The 26,790-nt window shown below is 71.1% G+C and carries 21 protein-coding genes; 8 read left to right on the forward strand and 13 right to left on the reverse strand.

Annotated features, from left to right (window positions below; genetic code table 11):
* Positions 1-99: 99 nt before the first annotated feature.
* From MJ607_RS15570 to MJ607_RS15600, 7 genes are all read right to left on the reverse strand, one after another.
* Positions 100-1,119 (reverse strand): LacI family DNA-binding transcriptional regulator, encoded by a 1,020-nt coding sequence (locus MJ607_RS15570; RefSeq protein ID WP_243076516.1) that lies wholly within the window; start codon positions 1,117-1,119, stop codon positions 100-102.
* Positions 1,120-1,179: 60 nt separating this feature from the next.
* Positions 1,180-2,307, reverse strand: coding sequence for a signal peptidase I (locus MJ607_RS15575; RefSeq protein ID WP_243076517.1), 1,128 nt, complete (start codon positions 2,305-2,307; stop codon positions 1,180-1,182).
* Between the two features lie 10 nt (positions 2,308-2,317).
* Positions 2,318-2,890 (reverse strand): TasA family protein, encoded by a 573-nt coding sequence (locus tag MJ607_RS15580; protein ID WP_243076518.1) that lies wholly within the window; start codon positions 2,888-2,890, stop codon positions 2,318-2,320.
* 112 nt (positions 2,891-3,002) lie between these two features.
* Positions 3,003-6,752 carry a bifunctional proline dehydrogenase/L-glutamate gamma-semialdehyde dehydrogenase gene (locus MJ607_RS15585; RefSeq protein ID WP_243076519.1) on the reverse strand — a complete coding sequence of 1,250 codons (3,750 nt, stop codon included), beginning with the start codon at positions 6,750-6,752 and terminating at the stop codon, positions 3,003-3,005.
* Positions 6,753-6,969: 217 nt separating this feature from the next.
* Entirely contained in the window at positions 6,970-7,575 is a 606-nt protein-coding gene (locus MJ607_RS15590; protein ID WP_243076520.1) for a hypothetical protein, read from the reverse strand.
* Between the two features lie 116 nt (positions 7,576-7,691).
* A complete protein-coding gene (locus tag MJ607_RS15595) occupies positions 7,692-8,252 on the reverse strand; it encodes an acyl-CoA thioesterase (protein ID WP_243076521.1) in 561 nt (186 codons plus the stop codon).
* 70 nt (positions 8,253-8,322) lie between these two features.
* A complete protein-coding gene (locus MJ607_RS15600; protein WP_243076522.1) occupies positions 8,323-9,729 on the reverse strand; it encodes an HNH endonuclease signature motif containing protein in 1,407 nt (468 codons plus the stop codon).
* A gap of 212 nt (positions 9,730-9,941) precedes the next feature.
* Here MJ607_RS15600 and arr point away from each other — a divergent pair, with 212 nt between their 5' ends.
* A complete protein-coding gene (gene arr, locus MJ607_RS15605) occupies positions 9,942-10,349 on the forward strand; it encodes an NAD(+)--rifampin ADP-ribosyltransferase (RefSeq protein WP_243076523.1) in 408 nt (135 codons plus the stop codon).
* Positions 10,350-10,653: 304 nt separating this feature from the next.
* A complete protein-coding gene (locus tag MJ607_RS15610; RefSeq protein ID WP_243076524.1) occupies positions 10,654-11,160 on the forward strand; it encodes a GNAT family N-acetyltransferase in 507 nt (168 codons plus the stop codon).
* Between the two features lie 69 nt (positions 11,161-11,229).
* Here the strand turns inward: MJ607_RS15610 and MJ607_RS15615 are convergent, their stop codons facing one another.
* From MJ607_RS15615 to MJ607_RS15625, 3 genes are read right to left on the reverse strand one after another with little or no spacing between them, the layout of a single operon-like run.
* Positions 11,230-12,102 (reverse strand): hypothetical protein, encoded by an 873-nt coding sequence (locus MJ607_RS15615; RefSeq protein WP_243076525.1) that lies wholly within the window; start codon positions 12,100-12,102, stop codon positions 11,230-11,232.
* A complete protein-coding gene (locus MJ607_RS15620; RefSeq protein WP_243076526.1) occupies positions 12,099-12,800 on the reverse strand; it encodes a response regulator transcription factor in 702 nt (233 codons plus the stop codon). The genes MJ607_RS15615 and MJ607_RS15620 overlap by 4 nt, the downstream gene beginning before the upstream one ends.
* The gene (locus tag MJ607_RS15625) at positions 12,788-14,077 is read right to left on the reverse strand and encodes a sensor histidine kinase (RefSeq protein ID WP_243076527.1); all 1,290 of its coding nucleotides are present in this window, start codon (positions 14,075-14,077) and stop codon (positions 12,788-12,790) included. Before MJ607_RS15625 ends, MJ607_RS15620 begins: the two co-directional genes overlap by 13 nt.
* A 329-nt stretch (positions 14,078-14,406) precedes the next feature.
* Between MJ607_RS15625 and MJ607_RS15630 the strand changes: the two genes are divergently transcribed.
* On the forward strand, positions 14,407-16,140 hold the full coding sequence (locus MJ607_RS15630; protein ID WP_243076528.1) for a glycoside hydrolase family 68 protein: 1,734 nt from the start codon (positions 14,407-14,409) through the stop codon (positions 16,138-16,140).
* Positions 16,141-16,228: 88 nt separating this feature from the next.
* Positions 16,229-17,884 (forward strand): glycoside hydrolase family 32 protein, encoded by a 1,656-nt coding sequence (locus MJ607_RS15635; protein WP_243076529.1) that lies wholly within the window; start codon positions 16,229-16,231, stop codon positions 17,882-17,884.
* Positions 17,885-17,915: 31 nt separating this feature from the next.
* Here MJ607_RS15635 and MJ607_RS15640 read toward each other — a convergent pair whose 3' ends face one another.
* Complete coding sequence (locus MJ607_RS15640) at positions 17,916-18,968, reverse strand: LacI family DNA-binding transcriptional regulator (RefSeq protein WP_243076530.1); 1,053 nt, start codon at positions 18,966-18,968, stop codon at positions 17,916-17,918.
* Between the two features lie 35 nt (positions 18,969-19,003).
* On the reverse strand, positions 19,004-21,190 hold the full coding sequence (locus tag MJ607_RS15645) for a PEP/pyruvate-binding domain-containing protein (RefSeq protein WP_243076531.1): 2,187 nt from the start codon (positions 21,188-21,190) through the stop codon (positions 19,004-19,006).
* A 225-nt stretch (positions 21,191-21,415) separates the two neighbouring features.
* Between MJ607_RS15645 and MJ607_RS15650 the strand changes: the two genes are divergently transcribed.
* The 4 genes from MJ607_RS15650 to cofD all read left to right on the forward strand — a co-directional run bounded on the left by MJ607_RS15650 (position 21,416) and on the right by cofD (position 25,619).
* Complete coding sequence (locus tag MJ607_RS15650) at positions 21,416-22,669, forward strand: tyrosinase family protein (protein WP_243076532.1); 1,254 nt, start codon at positions 21,416-21,418, stop codon at positions 22,667-22,669.
* Positions 22,669-23,577 (forward strand): hypothetical protein, encoded by a 909-nt coding sequence (locus tag MJ607_RS15655; protein ID WP_243076533.1) that lies wholly within the window; start codon positions 22,669-22,671, stop codon positions 23,575-23,577. Before MJ607_RS15650 ends, MJ607_RS15655 begins: the two co-directional genes overlap by 1 nt.
* A 4-nt stretch (positions 23,578-23,581) precedes the next feature.
* Positions 23,582-24,493 carry an SCO family protein gene (locus MJ607_RS15660; RefSeq protein WP_243076534.1) on the forward strand — a complete coding sequence of 304 codons (912 nt, stop codon included), beginning with the start codon at positions 23,582-23,584 and terminating at the stop codon, positions 24,491-24,493.
* Between the two features lie 157 nt (positions 24,494-24,650).
* The gene (gene cofD / locus MJ607_RS15665; protein WP_243076535.1) at positions 24,651-25,619 is read left to right on the forward strand and encodes a 2-phospho-L-lactate transferase; all 969 of its coding nucleotides are present in this window, start codon (positions 24,651-24,653) and stop codon (positions 25,617-25,619) included.
* A 99-nt stretch (positions 25,620-25,718) separates the two neighbouring features.
* Here cofD and rhaS read toward each other — a convergent pair whose 3' ends face one another.
* Entirely contained in the window at positions 25,719-26,762 is a 1,044-nt protein-coding gene (gene rhaS / locus MJ607_RS15670; protein WP_243076536.1) for a rhamnose ABC transporter substrate-binding protein, read from the reverse strand.
* Positions 26,763-26,790: the final 28 nt, after the last annotated feature.

The raw sequence follows: 26,790 nt of genomic DNA on the forward strand, positions 1-26,790 counted from the left end.
GCAGATTTACAACGTTAGAAAGTAAACGTTGTAAAGGACATGTTGGCGAAGCGACTGCATCCTGTCAAGCCTCATTGCGAAACCGTGCGCGCGAAGGCGTCAGGCGACGCGAGCGGGTGCGGATTCCCGCTCGACGACCTCGAACTGCGCGAGCTGCAGCGCCGCCTGCTGCCCCGAAAGGGGCGCCGCAATGCGCGCGAGAAGCGTCCGCACGGCGGTCTGTGCGATCCACGGGCGACCCGGATCCACGGTCGTGAGCGACGGGATCGAGAACTGCGCCTCGTCGAGATCGTCCCAGCCGACGACCGAGACGTCGTCGGGCACGTGGATGCCCGCCTCCTGGAGCGCGCGCATCGCGCCGAGCGCGAGCGTGTCGTTCAGGCCGAAGACGGCGTCGAACTCGGCGCCGCGCTCGAGCAGCTCGCGCATCGCCCGAGCGCCGTTGGATCGATGCCACAGCGTCGTGTAGGCGACGATGTCATCGTCGTACGGGATGCCGGCGGCCTCGAGTGCCTCGCGATACCCGCGCAGGCGCAGACCGGCCGAGCCGATGACCTCGTCCGTGTGCGCCCCGACGACCGCGATCCGCTTCCGTCCGGACGCGAGCAGGTACTCCGTCGCGGCGCGGGCCGCCTCGACGTTCTGCATCGTGACGTGATCGACGGGCCCGTCGAAGATGCGCTCGCCGAGCAGGACCATCGGATACGACACTTCGAGGGCCGCGACATCCTCCTGCCCCATTCCCAGGGCGCTGAAGATGAGCCCGTCGGTGAGCTTGAGGCGCGGACTGTTCAGCAGCTCGAGCTCGCGCGTGCGATCGCCGCCGGTCTGCTCGATGAGCACGACGACGCCCGCCCGCTCGGCTTCGGCGATGACTTCAGCGGCGAGCTCGGCGAAGTAGCTCAGCGCGAGATCGGGGACCGCGAGCGCGATGGCACCCGTCCGCCCGGAGCGCAGATTGCGGGCCGTGAGGTTGGGCGTGTAGCCCAGCTCGGCGATCGCCTGCTCGACCTTGGCGCGCGTCGCGGGCCGGATGTGCGGGTAGTCGTTGATGACGTTCGAGACCGTCTTGATCGACACCCCCGCGATGCGCGCCACATCGTGCAATGTCGCCGCCATGCGTCCTCCCCGAGAGTCTGGGACAACTCTAGTGGGTTCTACAACGTTGTAGGGATCTGCTCACGGCTGACTCGACGGAGGCGCTGGAACCTCGCGCACAGGATCACCCGCAGCCGGGATGAAATCGCATGGAGCACCGTTGAGGAGGAAGTCCTTCGGTGGGAGGAATGTATCGGAGGCGCTCGTGATCTGCAGCCAGGCGGCTTCGCCCTCCCCCGGCTCGATACGCGACCACGTGTACGCCTGATACGTGACGACTCGATCGACTTGATTGAGGAACTCTGCGCCTCCCGAGACGGTGATCTGCTCGTCACTCGTCCATGTCCACACAAGGACCCAGCCGTCCGGATCGGGAACGATCGGAGAACCGGTGTTGTTGACAACCTTGAAGTGCACGACCTGGTTGTTCGGCCAATGCTCAGGGATCCAGTCCGTGATCGAACATGTCCCCGAGGGCTCCGAAGTCGGCGTCGGCGTCGGCGTCGAACCCGCCATCGCCCATGAGGCCTCGGTGACCGATCGCTCGATGAAAGCGGCGTGCGCCGAGCGCGCGACTCCGACGAAGATGACGAACACCGCGACCGCGAGCATCGCTATGACGACGGTGCTCTCGATGATGGCGCGCACGAACGCGCGCTTGCTCACCCAGGGGAACAGCTCGATCCGCAGCGTTCCCCGCACGACGAGCGCCGTGAGCGCGACAGTCAGGAGGACGAGCAGGAAGTACCCGTTCGCCGCCCACACGATCGGCAGTCCGATCACGGGCACGAGGATGCGGCCGACGCCGATGACGGTCTCGGGATCGACGGGAGTCGAGTCCCGCATCTCGTTGGCGTCGCCCTTCGTCACGAGCATGCCGTCATCGCGGATCTCCACGATCCGGTGCATGATCCGCTGCTCGGGACGGGCGGGGTTCGGGAAGAGGATCACCTGGCCGAGGCCATACTCCGGGAGATTCTGCACGAGCGCGACGTCTCCAGGCTGGATGTTGGGCATCATCGAGCCCGTGACGACTGTCGTCCCGATGAAGCCGAACGGACGCGGCAGGAATGCGGCGGCCAGAAGCGTCAGGATCATGCACACGACGGCCCAGCACACCGCCACCCGGATGACGACTGCCCACGGCAGATCCTCGAGCGGGCGTCCGTGCCAGCCGGGTGGCTCTCCCCGCGACGGCTGGGCCGTCAACGGGATGGCGTCACTGACTCTGCGCCTCCCAGACGAACGTGACATCCGCGCTCTCCCCCTGGCCAGCCGACTCGAGCACCTCGTACGTCACGGTGTAGGTCTCGGTCTCGCCGTCCGCGAGGACGACGGGCAGGATCCCGTCCGCATACGTCGTGAGGCCCTGGAACTGCAGCAGCGTGCCGGTCCACTCCGAGGGCTCCGCACCCTCGGCGGTGATCGTCAGTCCGATGTCGGCGGCGAGGGTCTGGTCGGCGCCCTCCGTACTCGCATAGAGACGCACCTCGGAGTCGATGTCGCCCCCCGTGTAGGTGACGACGACCGAGTCGGTGCCCGTGTCGCCGGGCGCCAGATCCGTCAGCTCGAAGACGGACGAGGCTTCGCTGTCGTTCGAGAGGTCGATCGTGCCCGTCGAGAAGGTGTCCCCGCCCGTGTCAGTCGTGGCGGTGAACGCCGCCATCGACGCGTTGTAGATGAGCACACCGGCGACGATGATCGCGACGCCGATGATGGCCGCGAGCACCCAGAACCGGGCACTGCGTCCCTTGGCGTCGCCTCCGGGTTGGGGTGCTGCTGCATCCGCCATGATGTTGCCCCTTCACTCGAGATCCCGCCCTCGAACCCCCGCTCGAGCGCGTCTCACAGACTAGCGACGCCGATATGTCCGCGATAGGGAGACGCGGCCGAGTCGGCTCCGATCAGATGACCTCGTCGCTCCAGCGGTCGGGATTCCCGAAGCGGTGCGCCGTGATCGTGATGGACTGCTCGCGCAGGAACGGCAGCAGCTCGAGCCGCCCCGCAGTCGTCACCTCGTTCGTGTACACCGCGAGGTCGGGGTCGCCGCCGACGGCCGCCGCCAGGGCTTCGTGCAGGGCGTCGACGGCGGCCGTCGAGCCGACGAGACGCACACGCGAGGGACGGGATGCCGCGGCCTCCGTCGCCGCAGGACGCGACATCCGCTCGATCCACTCTTCGTCGCTCTCGACGAAGACGTGCACGCGCTCGTCCGTGAGGGCGCGGCGGACCGCCGCGGGGAGCCCGGCGGGCGCGCTGATCGCAAGGCCCGCCCCCGAGCGCACTCCCGCGAGGGCGACGCGCAGCACGGCGTGCCACGGGGCGTCGGCGGTCGCGCGGACGGCGACCTGCGGCACGGCGCGGTAGCGGAAGAGGTTGCGCTCGATGCCGAGGTGCGAAGCATCCTTCACCTGCCCGAACTCGCGATCCCACGCGATCGCGTCAGACAAGGCGGCCCGCCGCAGCCACTCGAACTCCTCGTAGTCGAGCGACGGCTGCGCCGCCTCGATGACGTCGGTGATACGCGAGTCGAGGCCCCGCAGGTGCAGGGTCTTCGACGCCTTGCCGCCGGCCGAGGCGCGCCAGGATCCGAGGCCGACGAGGTAGTTCGGACCGCCCGCTTTGGCGCCCGCGCCGACCGAGGAGCGCTTCCAGCCTCCGAACGGCTGCCGCTGCACGATCGCGCCCGTGATGCCGCGATTGACGTAGAGATTGCCCGCCTCGACGCGCTCGAGCCACACCTCGAGGTCGTGCGGATCCTGCGTGTGCAGTCCCGCGGTCAGGCCGTAATCGACGGCGTTCTGCAGCTCGATCGCGTGCGAGAGCGAGGACGCATGCATCACCCCGAGAACGGGGCCGAAGAATTCCTCGAGGTGGAAGCGGGATCCCGGCTGCACGTGTGTGCGGATGCCGGGGGTCCAGACGCGTCCCGCGTATTCGGGCCCGACACCATCCGGTCCTTGCGCCTCTCGCAGGGTCGGCTCGACGAGCCACTGCTCTCCCTCGTCGAGGGTCGTGAGCGCCCACGCGAGCTTGCCGTGCGGCGTCTCGATGACGGGGCCGATCTCCGAGCGCGGGTCGTTCGGAAGGCCGATCCGCAGCGACGTCGTCGCATCCACGATCTGGCGCGCGAATCGCTGCGAGCGGCCCGCCGCTCCGACGAGGATCACGAGCGAGGCGGCCGAGCACTTCTGACCCGCGTGACCGAAGGCGCTGCGCACGAGATCGGATGCCGCGAGGTCGAGGTCGGCGGAGGGCATGACGATCATGGCGTTCTTGCCGCTCGTCTCGGCCAGGAGCGGCAGGTCGGGGCGCCACGATCGGAAGAGCTGAGCGGTCTCCCATGAGCCGGTCAGGATGACGCGGTCGACGTCGGGATGCGAGACGAGCCGCTGTCCGAGCGCGCCCTCGTGCAGCGCTACGAGGGCGAGGAGGTCCCGCGGGACGCCCGCCTCCCACAGCGCTTCGGCGAGGACGGCGGCACAACGGCGCGCCTGATGCGCGGGCTTGAAGACGACGCCCGATCCTGCGGCGAGCGCCGCCAGCACGCCGCCGGCGGGGATCTCGAGGGGGAAGTTCCACGGCGGGGTCACGACCGTGACGCGCGAGGGGACGAAGACCGCGCCGCTCACGCGGTCGAGCTCGCGCGCCGTCGCGGCGTAGTAGTTCGCGAAGTCGACGGCTTCGCTCACCTCGACGTCGGCCTCGGCGAACACCTTGCCCGTCTCGGACGCCGCGACCTCGATCAGCTCTCCGCGCCGGGCCTCGAGCGCGCGCCCAGCCGCGATGAGCACGGCGGACCGGTCGGCCGCGGGCTTCGCGCCCCACGCGGCAGCGGCATCCCGAACCCTCTGCACGATCGCATCGAGAGCGGCCTCGTCGGCGACGCCCGCCGCGTCGATCGTCGCGTCTCCCGCCGTCGAGACTTCGATGCGGGACAGGATGCCGCGGGCCCACGCCCGGTTCGCGGGGAGCGCCGGATCGGTGTCGGGTGCGTTGCGGAACCCCGGCGCACCCGTCGCGCGCGTGCCGGACTCGCGCCGTGAGAACACGGCGGTCTCGACGAAGGCCTCGCCGCCGAACAGCTGCGCCTCGGCGCTCGGCTCGGCCGTGGGCTCATCGCCGGCGTCGTCGGCCGCGGCGGTCCGGGCGATGCCGAGCACGACCTCCGTGAGTCCCGCGTCCTCGTCGGCCGGTCCGTCACGGAGGATGCGCGTCGACGCGCGCGGCCCGAGCGCGGCGGCACCCTCGGCCCGATCCTGCGTGCGCCGCGGGGCCGCCGGCAGTTCCGGATCGGTCGAGCGCTCGAGCGACGCGACGAAGCGGTCGCGCTCGCGATCGAAGGCCGCCGGGTCGTCGGCGAGGTCGAAGGCGGAGGAGAGGAAGTTGTCGCTCGAGGCGTTCTCCTCGAGCCGGCGGACGAGGTAGCTGATCGCGACGTCGAACTCGTCGGGACGCACGACGGGCACGTAGAGCAGGACGGGTCCCACCTCGCGCGAGACGGCGGCGACCTGGCCCTGCGCCATGCCGAGAAGCATCTCGACGTCGACCGCGTCGCTCACGCCGCGCTCCCCCGCGAGCAGCCACGCGTACGCGATATCGAAGAGGTTGTGCCCCGCGACGCCGATGCGGACGGCCGGCGTGCTCTCGGGACGCAGGGCCGCGTCGAGGCAGCGGAGGTAGTTCGCGTCGGTGTCGACCTTCGCGTCGTAGGTCGCGAGCGTCCATCCGTGCATCGCGGCGTCGACGCGCTCCATCGCGAGGTTCGCGCCCTTCACGAGGCGGATCTTGATGCCCGCTCCCCCGGCGGCGACCCGCTCCTGCGCCCACGCCGTCAGGCGAGCGAGGGCATCGACCGAGTCGGGGAGGTACGCCTGAAGGACGATGCCCGCCTCGAGGTCCCGCAGCCGGGGGTCGTCGAGGAGGCGCGTGAAAACCCCGACGGTGAGGTCGAGGTCGCGGTACTCCTCCATGTCGAGATTGATGAAGGTCGCCATGCCCGCGGCCGTGAGATGGAGCGGCAGCAGGCGCTCGACGACCTGCTCGACGACCTCGTCGAACGCCCACATCGAGATGCGGCTCGTGACTGCCGACACCTTGACCGAGACGTAGTCGACGTCCGGACGCCGGATGAGGTCGTGGATGCCTTCGAGCCGGCGCAGCGCCTCGCGCTCGCCGAGCACGGCCTCGCCCAGAAGGTTGAGGTTGAGGCGCGCTCCGCCCTCGCGCAGCGCGGCGATCGCGGGGCCGAGCTTCTCGGGACGCGCGTCGACGACGAGGTGGCCGACCATCTCGCGCAGCACGCGGCGCGCGATCGGCACGACCGGGGTGGGCAGGACGGGCGCGAGGGCGCCCCCCGCCTGCACGGCGCCGCGCAGCCACCACGGGAGGAATTCCGGCACGAGCGGCGCGATGCGATGCAGAGTGGATGCCGCTGCCGAAAGACTCTCGGGCCGCATGACTCCGTCGACGAAGCCGATAGTGAATGGCAGGCCGTCGGGATCCTTGAGGACGCCCGCGAGGCGCTCCGCGGCGGGATCGACCTGCGCCGAGACGCTCTCGTCCACCCAGCGCTGCGCGAGGGCGACTGCGCGCACGACGAGGTCGCCGTCGGTCGGCTCGGACGGCGCGGCGTCAGGCTGCGATGTCGGCATGATTCCAGCATCCGTCATCCGAGCCCGCATCGGGAGGAGCCGTCCCGTGCGCGGCCACGACCGAGCGTCCTCGTCGTGCCGTCCGGGCTCGGAGTGTCTGGCTCAGGGCCCGCGGCCCGCTCGACGCGACCGATCACGGATCGTGAGCGGCTCCGCGGGTCGGCGGGCGTGCCCATGCGCCCCGGGGCGCCTGTGCCCCGAGACGCATGGGCGGCGGTCAGATCGTGCTGCCCGACCGGCGCGGGCCGGGGACTTCGGCGTCGTCCACCCGGACAGGGTCGTCGGCGCGTGCCGTCATCCGGTCCGGAGCGACGGCCGGGTCGCTCGTCGTCGTGCGGTCGTCGTCGTCGTAGTGACGCACGCGCGGGTCGCGGTCGGGAGCCGTCGCAGTCGTGTCGGCGGCGCCGGTGCGGGCGGTCCCGGCGCCTCCCGCGCTGCGGTCGGCATCTCCTGCGTAGGGGTCGATCTCGTCGGCCTTGCGCAGGATCTCGGCTTCCTTCTGCCGGTGCTCCTCGGCTTCGCGCGCGTGCTCGTCGGCGTAGCGGCGGGCGTCGACTTCGGCCTGAGCGGCTTTCGCCTTCGCGCGCTCGGCTTCGGCCGATGCGGTGGCGGCGTCGGCCTGAACTCGCGCACGGCGGGCTTCGACCTCTTCGGCCGCGACGGCCGAGCGGCGTGCCTGCGCGCGCAGATCCTCCGCCTTCTCGTGCCGGCGCGTGTCGCGGCGTCCGCGATTGCGTCGCGAGACGACCAACGCGATGACGATCACCACCACCAACGCGATCGCGATGGCGACGATGATCCAGATGAGTGCTGTGCTGTCCACGGGACCCTCCTCAGCGGCTGCGACCGAAGGGTTCTCGGCCGTGCCTGCCTACGAAACCCCACGCTTCAGGGCCGTGCAAACCCCTTGCCAGCCCGGCGGTCGTGCGCTAATCAGGTCTATGACCAGCTGCTCGGGGCCGCGGCGCGCGTCGAGGGCAGAGCGGATGCCGCTGCCCACTCGTGAACCCACGGCTCGACGTCCGGCAGCCCTTCTGGACGGCCCACGGCCGCGAAGAGCTCGTCGTGCGAGAGCGTGCCGCCGGAGCGCTTGAGCATGCGCGCACGGATGATCGCGCGGGCGTAGACCTCGCCGTCGACGACGGCGCGGTGCTCGAGGTAGATCGCCTTGTCGTCATGGCCGATGAGGCGCGATTCGACGACGAACTGCTGCCACAGCTCGAGCGACTTGCGGAACGTGATGGTCTCGCTCGAGACGACGGCGTACCAGCCGTGGCGCCGCATCGCGTCGGCCATGCCCGTGCGGGTCAGGAGGTCCCAGCGGCCGAGATCGAAGAGCGAAAGGTAGCGGCCGTTGTTCATGTGGCGCAGGACGTCGATGTCGGTCGGGAGGGTCGTGAGCCGGATGCGCCCGACCTCGGTGGGCCCGAGCCGGCGGCCGAGCCGCATGCGCAGTCGCGCGCCGATGGTGACGAGGAGGGTGCGCCAGATCACGTTCACGAGGAGCGATCGTAGCCAGTCGTCCACGATTCGCCGGATCGCTTGTCGGTTGCCGACACACGACCGCCGCTCATGTTCGCTGCGACATCCGCTCCCGCATGCGGATCGGGGACTTCGTCGCCGGTCGCCATCGCATGTGCGCATCCCACCAGGAGGGCCCGCGGACCTCGGGAATCCCGAGCCGCATCCTGATCTGCCACCCGCTCGACTCGAGGGTGCGGTGATGGAACCAGCACAGCAGCACGCCGTTGTCGGGATGCGTCGGTCCGCCGTGCGAGTGCTCGACGACGTGATGCGTCTCGCACCACGCCGCGGGCACGTGGCAGCCCGGGATGACGCATCCTCCGTCTCTCAGCGCCATCGCGCGGCGCTGGTGATGCGTGAAGATCCGCTCGAGCGATCCGAGCTCGACGATGCGGCCGCGCTCGTCGAACACCACGCGCTGCACAGCTCCCGAGCACGCGATGTGCCGGACCGCCGCGAGCGAGACCGGCTCGTCGACACCGCCGACATGGCCGAAGCCTCGGCCGCTCTGGAGGTCTTCCGCGCGGACGGATACGACGAGCGTGGGCGCTGATCCACCGAGCTGCGGCAGGCTTCCCGATGCTGCGGCCGCATTGAGGATCGTCGCGAGCGCGTCGTGCTGCTTCTGCGCGCGCGATCGCACGTCGGCCATCACGGGCGACGGTTCGTCGCCCTCGAAGTCTTCGACGAAGACCGGCGCGTCGAGCTTCGGGTTGAGCACACTGTCGAAAAGCCGCTGCAGCTGGCCCGCGACCTCGGCGAGCAATGCGCCTCGTACGGGCACGATCCCGTCGCGGCACGTGCCCAGGGTCAGGCTGCGCGTGCGGAGTGCCCGCGACTCTCGCGGCTCGGCACCGTCCTGGTCGAGGTACATCGCCCACACCGATGCGAGCGCGCGGAGTTCTTCGGCGCAGACGGGAGGCGCAGCATCCACCCCTTCTCCTCGCGCTGCGGCCGCGAGCTCTTCGTCGGCCGCGAGAATCTGCGCTCGCCCGGCCGAGCACCCCCGCAACGACTCCGCGACCGCCAAGACCCCGTGGACGCCGACCTCGCCCGCTGCGAGCGCAGCGCGCATGCCGGGAAGCCCGGCCGGCAGCACCTCGCCCGTCGCAGGCGCGATCGGCTGCAGGACCGCCCCGCTCGCAGTGACGAGGTCGGCCCCGGCGCGCTTCGACACCCGAGTCACCCGCTGCACGAGCTCGCCGACCGACCTGCACCCCAGCCGGGTCGTCAGGCGATCCGAGACGGCGGCCGCGTTCGAACGCTCGACCACCTGGGCCGTCGCTTCGATGAGCAGGGCCTCGGCGCCGCGTGCGAGCCGCGCCGCAGCGGCCATCACCTCGAGCAGCTCCTGATCGGCAGCTCGAGCGAGCCTTCCGTCGCCGAGGGTCGCGCCCGCAAGCCCGACGACGGCATCGCCGAGGTCGTCGAGTGCGGCGGCGAGATGTTCCATACGCATCATTCTCGCGGGGGCCTCCGACATCGAAGAGGTCGAAAATGTCCAGATCACGCGACGAATCAGGATGCTGTGCAAACTCGATTTCGAGCGGCATCTGTGGAGAAGAGGATGCCGAGGTCCGACGTCTCGGCACGCTCAGCGACCGGGGCCGGTGCTGTCGGGCGGGGGCATCGACCGGCAGACAGAGCCCGCCGTAGGCTGTCGGGGTGAACCAGCCACTGGACGAGGGCCCGTTCTTCCACGGCACGAAAGCCGTCCTCCGCGAAGGAGAGCTGCTGACCGCGGGTTTCCCCTCGAACTATCGCCCCGAGATCGTGATGAATCACATCTACTTCACGGCGCTGCGTGACGGCGCGGGACTCGCAGCGGAACTCGTGTCCGGCGACGGCGAACCGCACGTCTACGCCGTCGAGCCCACGGGCGACTTCGAGAACGACCCGAACGTGACCGACAAGAAGTTCCCGGGCAATCCGACGCGGTCGTACCGCAGCAGTGAGCCGCTTCGGGTCCTCGGCGAAGTGACCGACTGGACGCGACTCACCCCCGAAGCGCTGCAGGCGTGGCGGGAACGACTCGCCGTGCTCCACGCGGAGCGCGCCGAGATCATCAACTGAGTCCGACTCGACTGAGCGCGCTCGACACTTCAGCAGACTCCGCGATCGAACGCGGCCCACGCCCCGGCGGGCTCACCAGCCGAACAACAGCTCCACCAGCATGAGATCCCGTCCCAGCGGGCCTGAAACCGAGACCCACCAACCGGATCACCGCCACGAGGAACCGTGATCCGCGCCCTCACAGGGATGGGACCGGTTCCGCGAACGAGCGCCCGCGCGCCGCGACGGCAACCGGACACGCACGGTGCGGGGCGCGGCATCCCGCGGATTTCTCGCCTCGCCGACGCGAGCGTAGAGTGCCCCCATGGGAGCCGAAATCCAGACCGACATCGTCGTCCGTCCGGTCAGGGACGTCGACGCAGAAGCCCTCGGGCGCGTCCACGCCACCACCTGGCACGAGACCTACGACCACCTCATCAGCAAGGCCGCGCTCGAGAAGATCTCGCCGCGCCGCATGGCCGAGCTCTGGACCCACTGGGCCGTCCAGGGTCCCGAGTTCAGGATGTTCGCCGCGCTCGTCGACGGCGAGATCGTCGGCTTCGCGGGGTCGGGCCCGGCCCGCGACAAGGATGCGCCGCGGTTCCGCGAGCTGTACTTCATCTACCTGCTCGACGCGTGGCACGGCACCGGCATCGGGCAGAAGCTGTTCGACTCGGTCGTGAACCACGAGGAGCAGGTGTACCTCTGGGTCGCCGAAGACAACCCGCGCGCGCACGGCTTCTATGCGCGCAACGGCTTCGCCCTCGACGGCGCGTCGCACACCGAGCCGTTCCTCGGCGAGACGCTCACCGAGGTGCGATTCGTCCGCTGACCCGCGAACGCAACGCGCACGCGAAGAGGGCCCCACCGTCCAGGTGGGGCCCTCTCGCGTGGAAGCGGCTCAGCCGGCGCGCAGGATCGCCTTGCCCGCCGAGACGTCCACCGTCACGGTCGACGAGGCGCCGGGGGTGGAGCCCACCCGGTTGTCGAAGTTGCCGGCCGAGACATCCGACGTCACGTCGTACTCGCCCTCCGGCACCGTGATGTCGAGCGATCCCGCGCTCACCTGAAGGTCGAGCGTCCGCGGCTGCGCACCCGTGAGAACGGCGTCCAGCGCGCCCGCGCTGACCGAGAAGCTCGCTTCGCGGGCTCCGTCGAGCGCGAGCTCGGCCGCGCCTGCGCTGACGTCGGCCGAGAACGAGTCGACGGATGCCTCGAACCGCGTGCGGCCCGCGCCCATGTCGAGCTCGACGTCGCCGAAGTCGCCCTCGTCGACGACCAGCTCGCCGGCGGCGAGGGTGATGTCGGCATCCGTCCCCTCGAGGGACTGCGGCAGCGTCAGCACGCCGTCGCCCGCCCGGTTGTCGCCGAAGAGCCAGCCGCCGAACGGCCAGCCACCGCCGTTGAACCATCCGTCCGGCGACGAGACGACGAGGTCGCCGTCGTCGTTGCGGAGCGTCCAGCGCTCGGCGCCGCCGGCTCCCGTGACCTCGAGCTCGGCGTCGGTCACGTCGCCGAACTCGATCCGCAGCGAACCGGCCGCGAGATCGACGTCCAGGTCGGTGACGCCCGTCGCGTCGACCGTGCGGGTCGTCGTCTGGACGGATCCCGAGGCGATCGTCGACACCAGGGCCGAGACCATCGTGCCGAGCACGACGAGGCCGCCGAAGACGATGAGGATGACCGCCACGACGCGACCGGAGCCGTTCGAGGCGGGAGGCCGGGGCGGAGGAGCGTCCGTGCCCGCGGGCGGCGGAGTGAGGATCGTGGTCATCGGTTCATTCCTGTCTGCGGCGCGGCGCCGCCGTGGTCCTGCGGCTTCGGGCCGCCGTGTTCGAGGTGGGCGAGCGCTGCGAGCACCCGCCGGTTGCCGGACTCGTCCTGTTCGAGGTCGAGCTTCTGGAAGAGGGACGTCACGTGCTTCTCGACGCTCCCCTCGGAGACGTGCAGCGCCTTCGCGATCGCCTGGTTCGAGCGACCCTCCGCGATGAGCGCGAGGACGGCGGATTCGCGGTCGGTGAGCCGCTGCATCCGGTCGTCCCTCGTCCTTCTGCTGAGCAGCTGCGCGACGACCTCGGGGTCGAGCACCGTCGCGCCGGCGCCGATGCGGCCGATCGCCTCGAGGAAGTCGGCGACGTCCGCGACGCGGTCCTTCAGGAGGTAGCCGAGGGCACCGCCCTTCGCCGCGATGAGGTCGGACGCGTACCGCTCCTCGACATACTGCGAGAGCACGAGCAGGGGCAGGTCGGGCCGCGTGGCACGCAGTGCGAGCGCCGCGCGGATGCCTTCGTCGGTCCACGACGGCGGCAGTCGCACATCGAGGATGCAGAGATCGGGGGATGCCGTCGCGACGGTGTCTTCGAGGCGGCCCGCGTCGGGCAGGGCGGCGACGACGGTGTGCCCGGCGTCCTCGAGCAGTCGCACGAGGCCCTCGCGCAGCAGTGCCGAGTCTTCGCAGATCAGGATGCGCACGGGATGCTCACTTCCACGCTCGTGGGTCCGCCGAGAGGGCTGTCGATGCGGGCGTGACCGCCTGCCGCGACGACGCGGTTGACGATGCCGTCGAGTCCGCCGCCCGCGACGATCTGGGCGCCGCCGATGCCGTTGTCTTCGACGCGGGCCCACAGCGTGTTGCCGTCCCGCAGCCGCACCGTGACGCGGACGTCGGTGCCGCGCGAGTGCTTCGCGGCGTTCGTGAGCGCCTCGGCGATCGTGAAGTACGCGGCCGCCTCGGTGTCGCGACTGCAGCGTCCGTCGAGGCGCACGTCGAGGTGGACGGGCACGACCGACCGGGCCGCGAGGGCTGACAGGGCCGCGTCGAGGCCGCGGTCGTCGAGGACGGAGGTGTGGATGCCGCGCGCGAGCTGTCGGAGCTCGGTGATGGCCGCCTTGGTCGAGGTGTGGGCCTCGGCGATGAGGGCCTTCGCGGCATCCGGATCCGAATCGATCTTCTGCTGCGCGAGGCCGAGGGTCATGCCGACCGAGACGAGCCGGGGCTGGACTCCGTCGTGCAGGTCGCGCTCGATGCGGGTGCGCTCGACGTCGGCGGCGCGGACGGCGCCGGCGCGCTGCACGCTCGAGGTGCGGGCGGCCTCCGCGAGCTGCGCCTCACGCGAGGGGACGAGGATGGCCCTGGCGAGCACGCCCTCGAGGATCGCGAGTCCGACGATCGCGGCGACCGCGAGGATCGCGGCGAGGACGCCCGCGACGACCGCCCATTCGACGGGCACCTGGATGCCGGTGCGGGCGAAGCGCACGGCGTCGCCACTCGCATAGAGCGGGGAGAAGGCGACGGCGACGCCCGACGCGACGACGCTGAGGAGCGCGACGACGACCCAGCCGAGGATCGTCGCGACGGCGAGGCTCGCGATGCCCCGCCACACGGACGGGTCGATCGCCTGCCGCCACAGCATCCCGAGCCATCCGCCGAAGCCGGGCCGGCGCTCGGTGCGCAGGCGTCGCGGCGCGAGGCCGAAGCCGTAGAGCCCGTCGACGCGCGCCGTCTCGATCCACGCGAGCGCGAAGAGGATGTAGACGAGGGCGACGAGGAACAGCAGGCCGACGCCGAGGATCGGCAGAAGCCCGAGGCCGAGGCCCAGGAACGAGAAGACGAGCGTGACGGCGGCGGGGCCGAGGATGCCGAGCGCCGCGAGCTGGGCGACAGCGCCCGCGACGCGCAGCGGCGAGGCGACGGAGGTGCGCGGCGAGGGCGCCACGGGTGGGGCCGGCGTGGGGGTTCCTGAGGTCATGCCTCCACGGTAGGACTGCGCGTCTTCCCGCGCCCCCGAGGCATCCGGAGTCTTCTCTTCGGGTTATCCCCCGGTTCGGGATGCCGCGCCCGCCGCCCCGCGCCCCGATCAGGCTCGGCTGTCGTGCACCGCGACGGCCGGAGCCTCCGCGACGAGGCGCCCGTCGACCCACGCGACGGGTGTGCACTGAGGGTCGGTGCGGCGTCAAGTGCGATGCGCTTCCGGCCCCCCGGCAACTCACGGATGTGCGTTCGGCCGCGTTCATGTGTCACGATAGCCAGACCATGCAAATCGATTTGCATGGTCAGTTCATAAGAAGGAGCCCAGCAATGCAAACTTCGAAACGGCGCGTTCCGCGCCTGCTCGCGGGCGGTCTTGCGACGAGCGCACTCGTGGCGGTCGCACTGGTCGGAAACACCGGCGCCGCGCTCGCCGACCCCGGCCTGCAGGACGGACCGGAGCCCACGACCCACACCCAGGAGGCCTTCGCCCCCGACGCCGACTTCACCTCGAAGTGGACGCGAGCGGATGCCAAGCAGCTCAAGCGGCTGTCCGATCCGACCGCACCCTCACGCGAGAACTCGATGCCGGCGGCGCTCACGATGCCGACCGTCCCGCAGGACTTCCCCGACATGTCCGACGGCAAGGTCTGGGTGTGGGACACCTGGCCGCTGACCGACGAGGACGGCAACCAGTACTCGGTGAACGGCCAGGAGATCATCTTCTCGCTCGTCGCCGACCGCAACCTCGGCTTCGACGACCGTCACGTCTTCGCCAAGATCGGGTACTTCTACCGCCCGGCGGGCGTGGCCGCGGCCGACCGCCCCGAGAACGGCGGCTGGACCTACGGCGGTCTCGTCTTCAAGGAGGGCGTGACGGGTCAGATCTTCGAGGACCAGTCCTACAGCCACCAGACCCAGTGGTCGGGCTCGGCCCGCGTCTCGAAGAACGGCGAGATCAAGCTGTTCTTCACGGACGTCGCCTTCTACCGCGACGCGGCCGGCAACAACATCAAGCCGTACGACCCGCGCATCGCGCTGAGCGTCGGCAAGGTGCACGCCGGCCCCAAGGGCGTCTCGTTCACGGGGTTCAACAAGGTCACTTCGCTGCTCGAGGCGGACGGCACGTATTACCAGACCGGTGCGCAGAACGAGTTCTTCAACTTCCGTGACCCGTTCACCTTCGAGGACCCGGCCCACCCGGGCGAGACCTACATGGTGTTCGAGGGCAACTCGGCCATGCCGCGCGAGTCCGCGACCTGCGACGAGGAGGACCTCGGCTACCAGGCCGGCGACCCCCACGCCGAGTCCGTCGACGAGGTGAACGCCTCCGGCGCCACGTACCAGATCGGCAACATCGGTCTCGCGAAGGCGAAGAACAAGGACCTCACCGAGTGGGAGTTCCTGCCGCCGATCCTCTCGGCCAACTGCGTCACCGACCAGACCGAGCGCCCGCAGTTCGTCTTCAAGGACGGCAAGTACTACCTCTTCACGATCAGCCACCGCGGCACCTTCGCGTCGGGGATCGACGGACCCGAGGGCGTCTACGGCTTCGTCGGCAACGGCATCCGCAGCGACTTCCAGCCGCTGAACGGCGGCTCGGGTCTCGCGCTGGGCAACCCCACGAACCTGAACTTCCTGGGTGGCCAGCCGTTCGCGCCGGACTACAACCAGCACCCCGGGCACTTCCAGGCGTACTCGCACTACGTCATGCCGGGCGGGCTCGTGCAGTCGTTCATCGACACGATCGGCACGCATGACGACTTCGTGCGCGGCGGCACCCTCGCCCCGACGGTGAAGATGGACATCGGTGTGGGCGGCGACCCCACCAGCACCGCGGTCGACTACTCCTACGGTGCGGGCGGCCTGGGCGGCTGGGCGGACATCCCGGCCAACCGGCACCTGTTCACGACCGGCAAGCAGGGCGCGAGCGTCTCGGACGAGGCTGCGCAGCAGATCCGCGCGGCCGTCGGACCCAAGCTCGACGACTACCTCGCGGGCAAGCCGGTTCCGGCCGGCGTGAAGAAGCTCATCGAGAAGCTGCTCGCACAGTACGGCGGCTGATGACCAGGCGGATGCTCCGGGGCGCGCCCGCCCCGGAGCATCCGCTTCGCCGTTCCCCCCACCCGACGCCGCATCACCGAGGAGACACATGCCCACGCAGGACCGAACGACCTCTGGCCGTCGCCGGCTCGTGTTCGCGGCCGTCGCCGTGACCGCGGTCGTGGCGCTTCTCGTCGCGCTCGGGATCTCTCTGTCCCGACAGGCCGACGCCCCCGAGACGACCCCCTCCCCCGAGGCGACCCCCGCACCCGCGTCTCCCTACGAGCGGCCGGCCGGCTCTGACGACGCGCGCCCGGCCGTTCACCTCACGCCCAGTCAGGACTGGATGAACGACCCGCAGCGCCCGTTCCTGCTCGACGGCGTATGGCACTACTACTACCTCTACAACGCCGACCACCCGGACGGGAACGGCACCGCGTGGTACCACGCGACCTCGACCGACCTCGTGCACTGGACCGACCAGGGCGTCGCGATCGACAAGTACACCAACGGGCTCGGCGACATCTGGACGGGCACGGCGGTCGTCGATCACGAGAACACCGCCGGCTTCGGGCCGGACGCGGTGGTCGCGATGGCGACGCAGCAGGACGACGGCGTGCAGCGCCAGTCCCTCTTCGTGTCGCGCGACGGCGGCTACCGCTTCGAGCCGTACGAGGGCAACCCCGTCATCGACAATCCGGGAGTACGCGACTTCCGCGACCCGCGCCTGCTCTGGGACGACGCACACGACCGCTGGGTCATGACCCTCGCCGAGGGCGACAAGATCGGCTTCTACACGTCACCCGATCTCAAGGACTGGACGTACCGGTCGGGCTTCACGGCGCCGGCGCTCGGCGTGCTCGAATGCCCCGATCTCTTCCCGATGGCGGTCGACGGCGACCCCTCCCAGGTGCGATGGGTGCTGGCCGCCGGCGCGAACGGCGCGGCCGAGGACATGACGACGGGCACCGTCTATTGGACGGGCTCGTGGGACGGCGAGACGTTCACCCCAGACGACACGCGCCACCAGTGGCTCGATCGCGGAGCCGACTACTACGCCGCCGTCACCTGGGACGACCCTCGTCTCAGCGCCGAGGAGCGGCTGACGACGCGGTACGGGATCGGCTGGCTCAACAACTGGGCCTACGCGGGCGACGTGCCGGGCGAGGAGTGGAGCGGAGGCTCCGACACGATCGTCCGCGAGATCCGGCTCATGGAGCGGGACGGCCGCGCGACGCTCTCGTCGACGCCCCTCGACGCCCTGCAGAGCCTGGAGGGCCCCACCGAGGGACTCGACGCCCAGACACTCGAGACGGGCAGCACGGTCTCACTGCCGGAGCCCGCGTCGGACGCCTACCGGATGCGGATCGAGCTGGCGGCCGATGATCCGAACGCCGGCGAGCTGCGCGTGCACATCCCCCGCGGCGCCGACGGCGCGTTCGCGACGGTCGGGTACGACCCGGCGACCGGGCAGGTCTTCGTGACCCGGGATGCCGATGCCATCGCAGACCGGATGCCGGACGCCTATCGTGCGGTGCGGACCGCACCCGTCGTGGCGCAGGACGGCCGCATCCGCCTCGACATCGTCGTGGACGTCGCCTCGATCGAGGTGTTCACGGGCGACGGCTCCGCGCTCAGCATGGTCTCGGGCGGGGCGGCGGGCACGAAGGGCCTGCGCGTCGAGGCGAGCGGCGGCGAGGTGCGCCTCGAGGGGGCATCCATCTCGCCGCTGCGGGTCGCGCCCGTCGGGCGGCGCGAGGACTGAGCCGCGCCGCGCTCGGCCATATCGAGACCGCTCAGGCCGGGGGCGGCCCGACCGACCCGCGCTCGACGAGCCAGCCCCGCATGAGGTGAAGGCGGGGCGCCGGCGCCGCGGTCTTCTCGATGCGCGCGATGAGGCGGCTCATGGCCCACGCGCCCATCTCGGCGTGCGGGAGCGCGACTGTCGTGAGGCCCGGATCGAGCGCATCGGCGACGGGTCGCAGATCGTCGATGCCGACGATCGAGACGTCTCGCGGCACGGCGAGCCCGAGCCGCGCGGCGGCCTGCATGACGCCCATCGCGATCTGGTCGTTGAAGCAGATGACGGCGGTCGGCCGATCCGCACGGTCGAGGAGCTCCAAGCCCGCGAGTCGGCCGCCCTCCGCGTTCGAGGCGCCGGAGGCGACGCGGGCGGCCGGCAGGTCGACGCCGGCGTCGCCGAGCGCCGCCCGCACGCCGAGGAGTCGCCCGCGTGCGGCGCGCGACTCGTCGATCGTGTCGGCGTAGGCGATCGCCCGGTGACCCGCGCGCACGACGCGGTCGCACGCGAGCCGCGTGATCTGCGCCTCGTCCGGGACGACGGCGTCCACGACCCAGCCGTGCTCGGGCGCGGCATCGAGGAGCACGATCGGCACGTCCGGCGGGAGCTGCGGACGCGGGACTCGCTGGTGGTACATGCGCGCGACGAGCACGCCGTCGACGCGCTGCGCGACGAGCCGGTCGATGAGCGCCTGCTCCTGCGCGGCATCCCCCTCCGACTCGGCCACGAGCAGCAGCACGTCGCGTTCGAGACCCGCCACGCGAGCGCCCGCGATCATCTGGCCCGCGAAGGGGGTCGTCGCGACGTAGTCGCCGACGAAGCCGATGACGCCGGTCCGCTTGCGCCGCAGCCCGCTCGCCACTCGATCGGGGGCGTATCCGAGGGCCGTCGCCGCCTCGAGGATGCGCTCGCGCGTCTGCGCGTTGACGGTCCGCGCGCCGCTCAGCGCGTGCGAGACCGTCGTGACCGAGACGCCCGCCGCTGCCGCGACATCGCTGATCCGCGCCCGAGTGGGGCGCGGGGCGACTTCGGCGGGGTCGGGCTGCACCGCACCAGGCTATCCGGCGTCCCTCGCGCGCTCCCTCAGCGCCCGCCGAACTCGCGCACCTGCTTGTAGACGAGCCGGCCGTCCGCGAAGATCTTCAGCTCGAGGTCGAGCGAAGACTCCTTGTCGGCCGCCGAGGTCACGAACCGGCAGTCGCGGTAGTAGCCCCGCGTCGCGCGGCAGTACGCGCGCTCGACGCGGCGCGCGAGGTCGACGAGCTCGAGCATCCGGTCGCCCGCGAGCACGGGCGCCGCGCGCACGTCCGCGTCCCGCGTGGGCTTCGCGTAGCGCGTCGTCGTGAGGCTCGCGGGCTCGTCGTCGGCGATGAAGGCCGCGACGGTGAGCTCCGACCACGTGCCGGGGTCGGGGTTGGTCACGAGGTTGTTGCCCGCCTGGACAGACAGCGAGTACCCGAAGACGTGCTCGGTGTTGAGCACGCGCGTCACGACGACGGCGTTGGCGGTGACATCCGATTCCGCGTCGTAGGCGGGCACGATCGCGAGTCCCATCGCGATCGTCGTCTGGTCGATGCGGGCGAACGAGCGCTCCTCGACGGCGCGCTTGTTCCACAGGCTCGCGTAGACGCCCTTCATCGCGCACCCGAGCGATTTCGGCTTCACCTTGCGCTTGACCTCGCCGTCCTCGCCGTCCTCCTCGACGAGGCACGGCCCGATCGGCCGGTCGCGCTTGGTCGTGTCGGCGGCGAAGCTGTCGTGCAGCCCCGCGCCGTCGAAGTCCGGCACGTCCTCGGCGTTCGCGCTCGAGCGCACCTTGACCTTCTCGACGCCCGGGAGCACCTCGTTCAGCTTCGCCCGCACGCGCTCGAGCGCGCCGGGCGGGAAGGAGGCGGCCATGATGCCGGACTGGATCTCGTCGACGCGCGCGGCCCTCTGCTTCGGCGAGAGGGCGCCCGCCTGCTCGTCCGCGACGAACAGGTCGATGAGAGCGCGCACGTCGCTGTTCGGCGGATGCTCGATGAAGTCGCGATACGCCTGCAGCGGCACCGCGAGGCCCTTCGGCACGAGGTCGTAGCCCCGCTCGGCGCTCGGCGAGCCCGTCTCGCCGACCCGCCCGAGCACGTCGCGATGCGCGAGGAAGCCGAGGTTCGCGGCCTTCGACCCGTACCGCGCCGCGAACGCCCGCGTCTGCGTCGTCGTGCCGGTCGCGAGCTCGTCGTACGAGCGCACCTCGGTCTCGGCATCCCATACCAGCTGCACGAGGGGGCGATCGAGGCGCTCCGCGAGCTTCGCCGCGACGATCTCGTCGGTCGACTCCTCGAGGTCGAACCCGTCCTTGCGGACGACGAAGTGGACGGGCTTGTCGGCGAACGGTGCGAGCCGCGGGTGGTCGAGCGCAGCGCTGCGCAGCACGGCGTTGGGGGTGTCGCGCTCCTTGGATTTGAGGTTGACATGCGAATTGGTGTCCTGCACGGCCTTCGTGATGACGCCCGCGACGACCGAGAGGTCGAGCGGCAGCTCGTCGAAGACGGGGATGTCGGTCGCCGTCAGCGCGTCGCGGTCCTCGGGGAAGATCCGCAGATGCCCCCATGCCTCGCCGACGTTGAGGGGCACGTAGTCGATCGCGCCGAGGATCCGGTCGAGGGGCAGCACCTCGACCTCGAGGCCCGCGAGATCGGGGCCGACGGTATCGGTCGTCTGCTGCGCACCGGTCGGCACGAAGGCGAAACGACTGCTCGGGATGCCGATCCGCGCCCGCACGATGCTCACGGCTTCGACGACCAGGCGCTCGCGGATGACGTCCTGCGGGTAGAACTGCAGCCCGAAGACGGGGTCCGCCGCCCCCTCCAGGAAGTACGTGCGGATGCTGCCCGCGATGTAGCGCTTGTCGGCCGTGAAGTAGGTCAGGGCGTTGAAGGCGTCGAGCGTCTCAGCGATGCCGAACGTCGCCCGCCCGAAGAAGTAGTGGTACCTCGCGGCATCCGGAACCTGTCCGTTCTCGAGGAAGTTGCCGTTCACGAACCGCACAGCGGGGCTCGTCGGATCTCTCCGGTCGATGAGGAACTTCGCGACCCGGCCGTTCGCGACGAGATCGCCCGCGAGGGTCGAGATCGTCTGGAACGTGTCGAGCGTGTCGATCTCGTCGACCGCGAGCGGCAGGGTCGCGAGCGCTTCGGCGAGGTCGGCGAACGAGATCCGCTGCGGCGGCAGGAGCCCCGCGATCCGCGTGGGTGCCGCGGGCAGTGCGCGCGGGAGGAATCCGGTCATCGTCGAGCCCCTTCGGTCAGCCCCGTCTCCGATGCAACCGCCTCGGCGGGGGTGGCGTCAACGGAACCCTGTTCCTCGTGGTCATCCCATGTCCCCGTTCGGCCGGACCGCAGGCTCGAAGGTCCGGCTCAGGGGGACGCAGATGTGGGGACGGGGTGCTCTCGACGCGGCGAGCGCACGTGACTAGCCTGAGGCGCGGGGGCAGGCCTTCGGCATGGGGGGTCCATGAGCGTCAGCATCACCTTTCCGCGCATCGACGAGCGCGGACGCGCCTACGTCACGTGGCGCCCCGTCGAGGTCAAGCTCGCGGTCACGCCGCCGCAGGCGGGACCGGCCGTCGCGGTCACCGTCTCGGCGCGACGCCTCTCCGGAGGCGGCGCGCTGCTGTTCGCCGACCATCTCACGCACGCGGGCACGGCGACCCTCGATGTGACCCTGCCCGCGAGCGGCGCAGCACGGTCGGTCTGGATCGGCGGCGCCTACCCCGACGCGAGCACGCGCTTCGGGGATGTCACGGTAGAGGTTCGCACGCGTCCGGGCGGTGCGCTGCTCGGCAGTCGCCCGACGATGGTCCGCGTCCGCAAGAATGCGAACCGGCTGACGCCCGCCGAGCGCGGCAGGTTCCTGCGCGCGATGGCGACCCTCAACGGCTCGGGCGCGGGGCGCTTCCGCGACTTCCGCGACATGCACACCTCGGGTGCGCCCGACCGCGAGGCCCACGGCGGTCCCGGCTTCCTCCCGTGGCACCGCATCTATCTGCTCGACCTCGAGCGCGAGCTGCAGCTCATCGATGCCGAGGTGAGCCTGCCGTACTGGCGGTTCGACCAGGCCGCGCCCAATGTCTTCACGCGCCAGTTCATGGGCGTCCCGACGTTCCAGAACGTCGTCGACTTCGCGCCGTCGAATCCCCTCCGCGCGTGGATCGGCGCGACGCAGCCGGGCGTCCAGCGCGGGCGCGGCGTCGGGCCCACGACGGTGCCGGACGTCCTCACCGAGGCCGAGACCCTCGCGCTCGGCGGCCGTGCACTCGCCTCCGCGGCTTTCGCGCCGTTCGCGCAGGACATGCAGTTCGACCCGCACGGGGCCGCGCACATGTCGCACGGCGGCGGGGTCATCACGAACCCCGGGACGGCTCCGCAGGACCCCCTCTTCTTCCTTCTGCACTGCAACGTCGACCGCCTGTGGGCGAAGTGGCAGTGGGGGTTCCGGATGCACGATCCTGCTGCGGCGCGCGCGTTCACCCCGGGGTCGACGCGTCCCGGTCACCGCCTCGCCGATCCGCTCTGGCCGTGGAGCGGACCGCTCGCTGCGCCGCGGCCCACGACGGCGCCCGGCGGCGGGCTTGCGGCATCCGCCATGACGAACGCTCCGGGGCTGAGTCCCCGCGTTCGCGACGCGATCGACTACTTCGGGCTCACGACGCCCGCGCATCTCGGCTTCGCATACGACGACGTCCCGTTCCAGATGGGAGGCGCGTGATGGCCGACTATGACATCGAGGCGCTCCGCAAGTCCTTCGTCGACGACGTGACCGGCGCGAAGCGGGCAGGATCCGCGGCGAGCGCCGGGGTGTCGTTCACGCGCGGCATCTCGCGGGGCGGCGACGGCCTGCTGGGCGGCGAGGCCGACGAGGCGGAAGAGCCCGAGACCTTCGAGTCGGCGATGCGCGTCCTCCTCGACGTCCTCGCCGACGACGCGGCCGTGCCCGAGCAGAAGATCATCGCGCTCGAGCGCCTCGGCGCCGCGGCGTTCCAGCCCCAGCGGTTCGCACCCTTCCACGCCGAGTTCGTCGAGCGGCTGCGCGCCCTGGCCCTCTCGGACGACAAGCGGCTGCGCCTCCTCGCCCTCGACCGCCTGACCCTCGAGGACGACGACGAGGGTAAGCGGATGCTGCGCGAGAGCCTCGAAGGAACCCGCAAGCCCCTCGTCCCGGCCGCGACCGCCGTGCGCCTCCTCGCGCGCGACGAGCACGGCGACGCCGCGCCGCTCTTCCGCGAGCTCGCGCGGTCGGGGCCCGTGCGCGTCCGCGAGGAGTCGCTGCGGGCGCTCGCAGCCGACGCCGAGTCGGTCGACCTGCTCGCCGAGGTCTCGTCCGACAAGTCCGAGTCCGCCAGGATGCGCGAGGTCGCCGCGATGAGCCTCAAGGCCGCCTCGCCCGAACGCTTCGCGCAGGTCGCACGCGAGCTCGTCCTCGACGAGCAGGAGGACGATCGACTGCGCGCCACAGCCCTGTCGGCGCTCGCGTTCGCTCCTGAAGCGGCCGACGCGCTCGACGGCGAGGCGTTCGAGCCCGAGCTCGAGGGCATCAGGGAGGCCACGGCATCCCGCGCCCTCAAGACCTCGATCGACCGCTACGCCCAGTCCCGCGCGCCGAAGACGACGGAGTGACGGGATGCCGCATCCCGTCGATGCCGTCATCTCTGAGCTGCTCGCCGAACCCGTGACCCTCGCGCAGCTGCGTCAGGACGCCCCGCACACGGCGGGTCTCTCGACAGCCGATGCCGAGCGCGTGCGCGCGCACCTGCTCGCGTCGTTCGAGACGCGCGGCATCCCGCTGGACGCCCTGCCGGTCGTGGCCGAAGAGCTGCGTTCGAGCGCGAGTCCCGTCGTGCTCGCGGGCGCCGCGCGCGCCGTCCGAGGACTGGGCCCGGGTGCCGACGGCTCGTGGGCCGAGCTGCTGCGCGACGCCGCGGACCGCGTCGCGACGGCCGACGTCTACGTGCGGTGGGTCCCGGGAGCGGTCGCGCCGAGCTGGATGCGGACGGCGCGCGGCGAGCTGCTCGCGACGCTCGAGGAGGTCGCGGCGGCGCCAGCCGCGCCCGCGGATCTCGCGCAGGCCGCAGGAGCGGCATCCGTCATCCGCCTCGATCCCGACCTGCTCGCGCGGATCGCGACGGAAGACCAGGACGGGGGCACGGCGGATCTGGGCGCGCTGCTCGCGGGCCGCGAGACGGTGCTCGCGTTCTTCTACACGCGGTGCATGAACCCCGCCCGTTGCTCGCTCACCATCACGCGCCTCGCGGCAGCGGCCCGCGGCGACACCGGGCGCGCGCATCTCGCGATGACCTACGACCCGGCGTACGACTCCCCCGCGCGCCTGCGGAGGTACGGCGAGCAGCGCGCGTTCCCCTTCGGCGAGCGCGCGCGTCTCGTGCGCACGCCCGACGCGTGGCTCGACGTGCGGGCGATGTTCGGGCTGCGCGTCGGATACGGCCCTGCGACCGTCAACGAGCACGCGCGGGAGCTCTTCCTCGTCGGACCCGACCTCGTCGCGCGCGGGCTCGATCCCGACGCCATCGCCTGACCCGCCCTCACCCCTGCCCTCCGTTCACAACTCAGGAAGAACGTGCCGAGCCTGTGAGGCGTCCCGCGCAGTCTCGCGGATCTGCCCCTCCCTGCCCGCCGGATCTCCTGAGTTGTGAACGGCGCCCGCCTCCCACCCTCCGACTAGCGTGGGAGGCATGCGCTGCGTGGTGATCGGTGGGGGCGTGGGCTGCGCCCGGTACGTGCGGGGCCTGCGGGAGCACCTCCGCCGGTCGGTGACGGACGCCGCGATCGACGTCGTCGTCAACACGGCGGACGACTGGTGGGTGTCGGGGCTGCGCATCTCGCCCGACCACGACAGCATCCTCTACACGCTCGCGGGGCAGAACGACGACGAGCGCGGCTGGGGCCGCCGCGGCGAGTCCGACCGCGTCTCGGGCGAGCTTCGTGAATGGGATGCCACGCCGGCGTGGTTCACGCTCGGCGACCTCGACCTCGCGACGCACATCGCGCGCACCTCGTGGCTGCGCGAGGGCGCATCGGTCTCGGACGTCTTCGCGCGCCTCGGCAGCCGGTGGGATCTCGGTGCGACGCTGCACCCCGCGACCGACGCCGAGATCGACACGCACGTCGCGACGGAGGACGGACGGCGCATGCACTTTCAGGAGTGGTGGGTGCGCGAGCGGGCCGGCATCCCGGCCGTGCGGTTCGAGCAGGACGGCATCGGCGCCGCACGCCCGTCCGCCGGTGCCCTCGAGGCTCTCGCGCGGGCCGACGTCGTACTGCTCGCGCCGTCCAACCCCGTCGTCTCGATCGGCCCCGTCCTCGCCGTGCCCGGGATGCGTGAGGCCGTGCTCGCCTCGGGCGCCCCGGTCATCGGGGTCTCGCCCATCATCGGCGGATCCGTCGTGCGCGGCATGGCAGACGCGTGCCTCGCGGCGATCGGGGTCGAGACGGATGCCGCGGCCGTCGCCCTGCACTACGGCGCGCGCACCGCGGGCGGGCTGCTCGACGGCTGGCTCGTCGGCGAGGAGGACCCCGGCGCCGTCGCGAAAGTCGCCGCGGCGGGCATCGCGTGCCGCGCGGTCCCGCTGTGGATGCGGGACGCCGACACCTCGGCCGCCCTCGCCGTCGACGCCCTCTCGCTCGCCTCCGAGCTCGCCTGACGCGCGGCATCCCGACCCACGGCTGCCGCGCAGGATGCGGCATCCCGGACGCAGAAACGCCCGGCCCCCTGGGGGCCGGGCGTTCCGAGGGATTGCGACTCAGAAGTCGAAGTCGCCGATGTTGTCTGCGTCGAAGACGTAGGGGTCGCCGAGCAGGACGACGCCGTCGGCGCCGACCTCGTACGAGCCGAGCGTGCCGGCGTCGAACGTGTCGCCCTCAGCGCCGGTGATGTCGCCGTTGTACAGCGCGGCGGCGGCGAAGGTGGCGAGGTAGCCGAGGTCGGCCGGGTTCCACAGCGCGAACGCCGTGACGGTGCCGTCCTCGACGTACTCGCGCATCTGGTTGGGGGTGCCGAGGCCGGTCAGCGCGACCTTGCCCTTGTACTCCGAGGTCGACAGGTAGCGGGCCGCAGCCGAGATGCCGACCGTCGTCGGCGAGACGATGCCCTTGAGCTCGGGGTAGGTCTGCAGCAGCGCCGCGGTCTTGTCGAACGAGGTCTGGTCGTCGTCGTCGCCGTAGACGACCTCGACGAGCTCGATGTTCGGGTGGTCCGCCGCGAGCAGCTCCTTCATCGTCTCGATCCACGCGTTCTGGTTGGTCGCGTTCGCCGACGCGGAGAGAACCGCGATCTGACCGGCGTCGCCGATCTGCTCCGCGATCAGGTCGACCTGGATCTTGGCGATGCCCTCCGCAGTGGCCTGGTTGATGAACAGGTCACGGCAGTCCGGGTTCGTGTCGGAGTCGAACGTGACGACCTTCACGCCCGCGTCGGACGCCTCGCCGAGCGCGTCGCACAGGGCCTCGGGGTCGTTCGCCGAGACGATCAGGGCGCCCGCGCCCTGCTGCGCCGCGGTCTGGATGTACTGCACCTGCGAGGTCGGGGAGGCCTCGGACGGGCCGACCTCTTCGAGCGTCGCGCCGATCTCGTCGGCCGCCGCGGTGGCGCCCTTCGTCGAGGTGTCGAAGTACGCGTTGCCGAGGTTCTTCGGCAGCATCGTGATCGACAGGGCCTCATCGCCGCCGGCGTCGCCCGACGAGCCCGAGTCGCCCGAGCCGCCCGAGCAGCCCGCCGCGAACAGGGTCACGCCGACGGCCAGGGCCGCGATGACCCCCGCGCGCCGTGTGCGCTTGAATTCGAACATCATTGTTTCCTTCCTTGGTGCAGTTGCG

Origin of the sequence: Microbacterium sp. SS28 (genome assembly GCF_022761035.1) — a bacterium.
Taxonomy (GTDB): Bacteria; Actinomycetota; Actinomycetes; order Actinomycetales; family Microbacteriaceae; genus Microbacterium.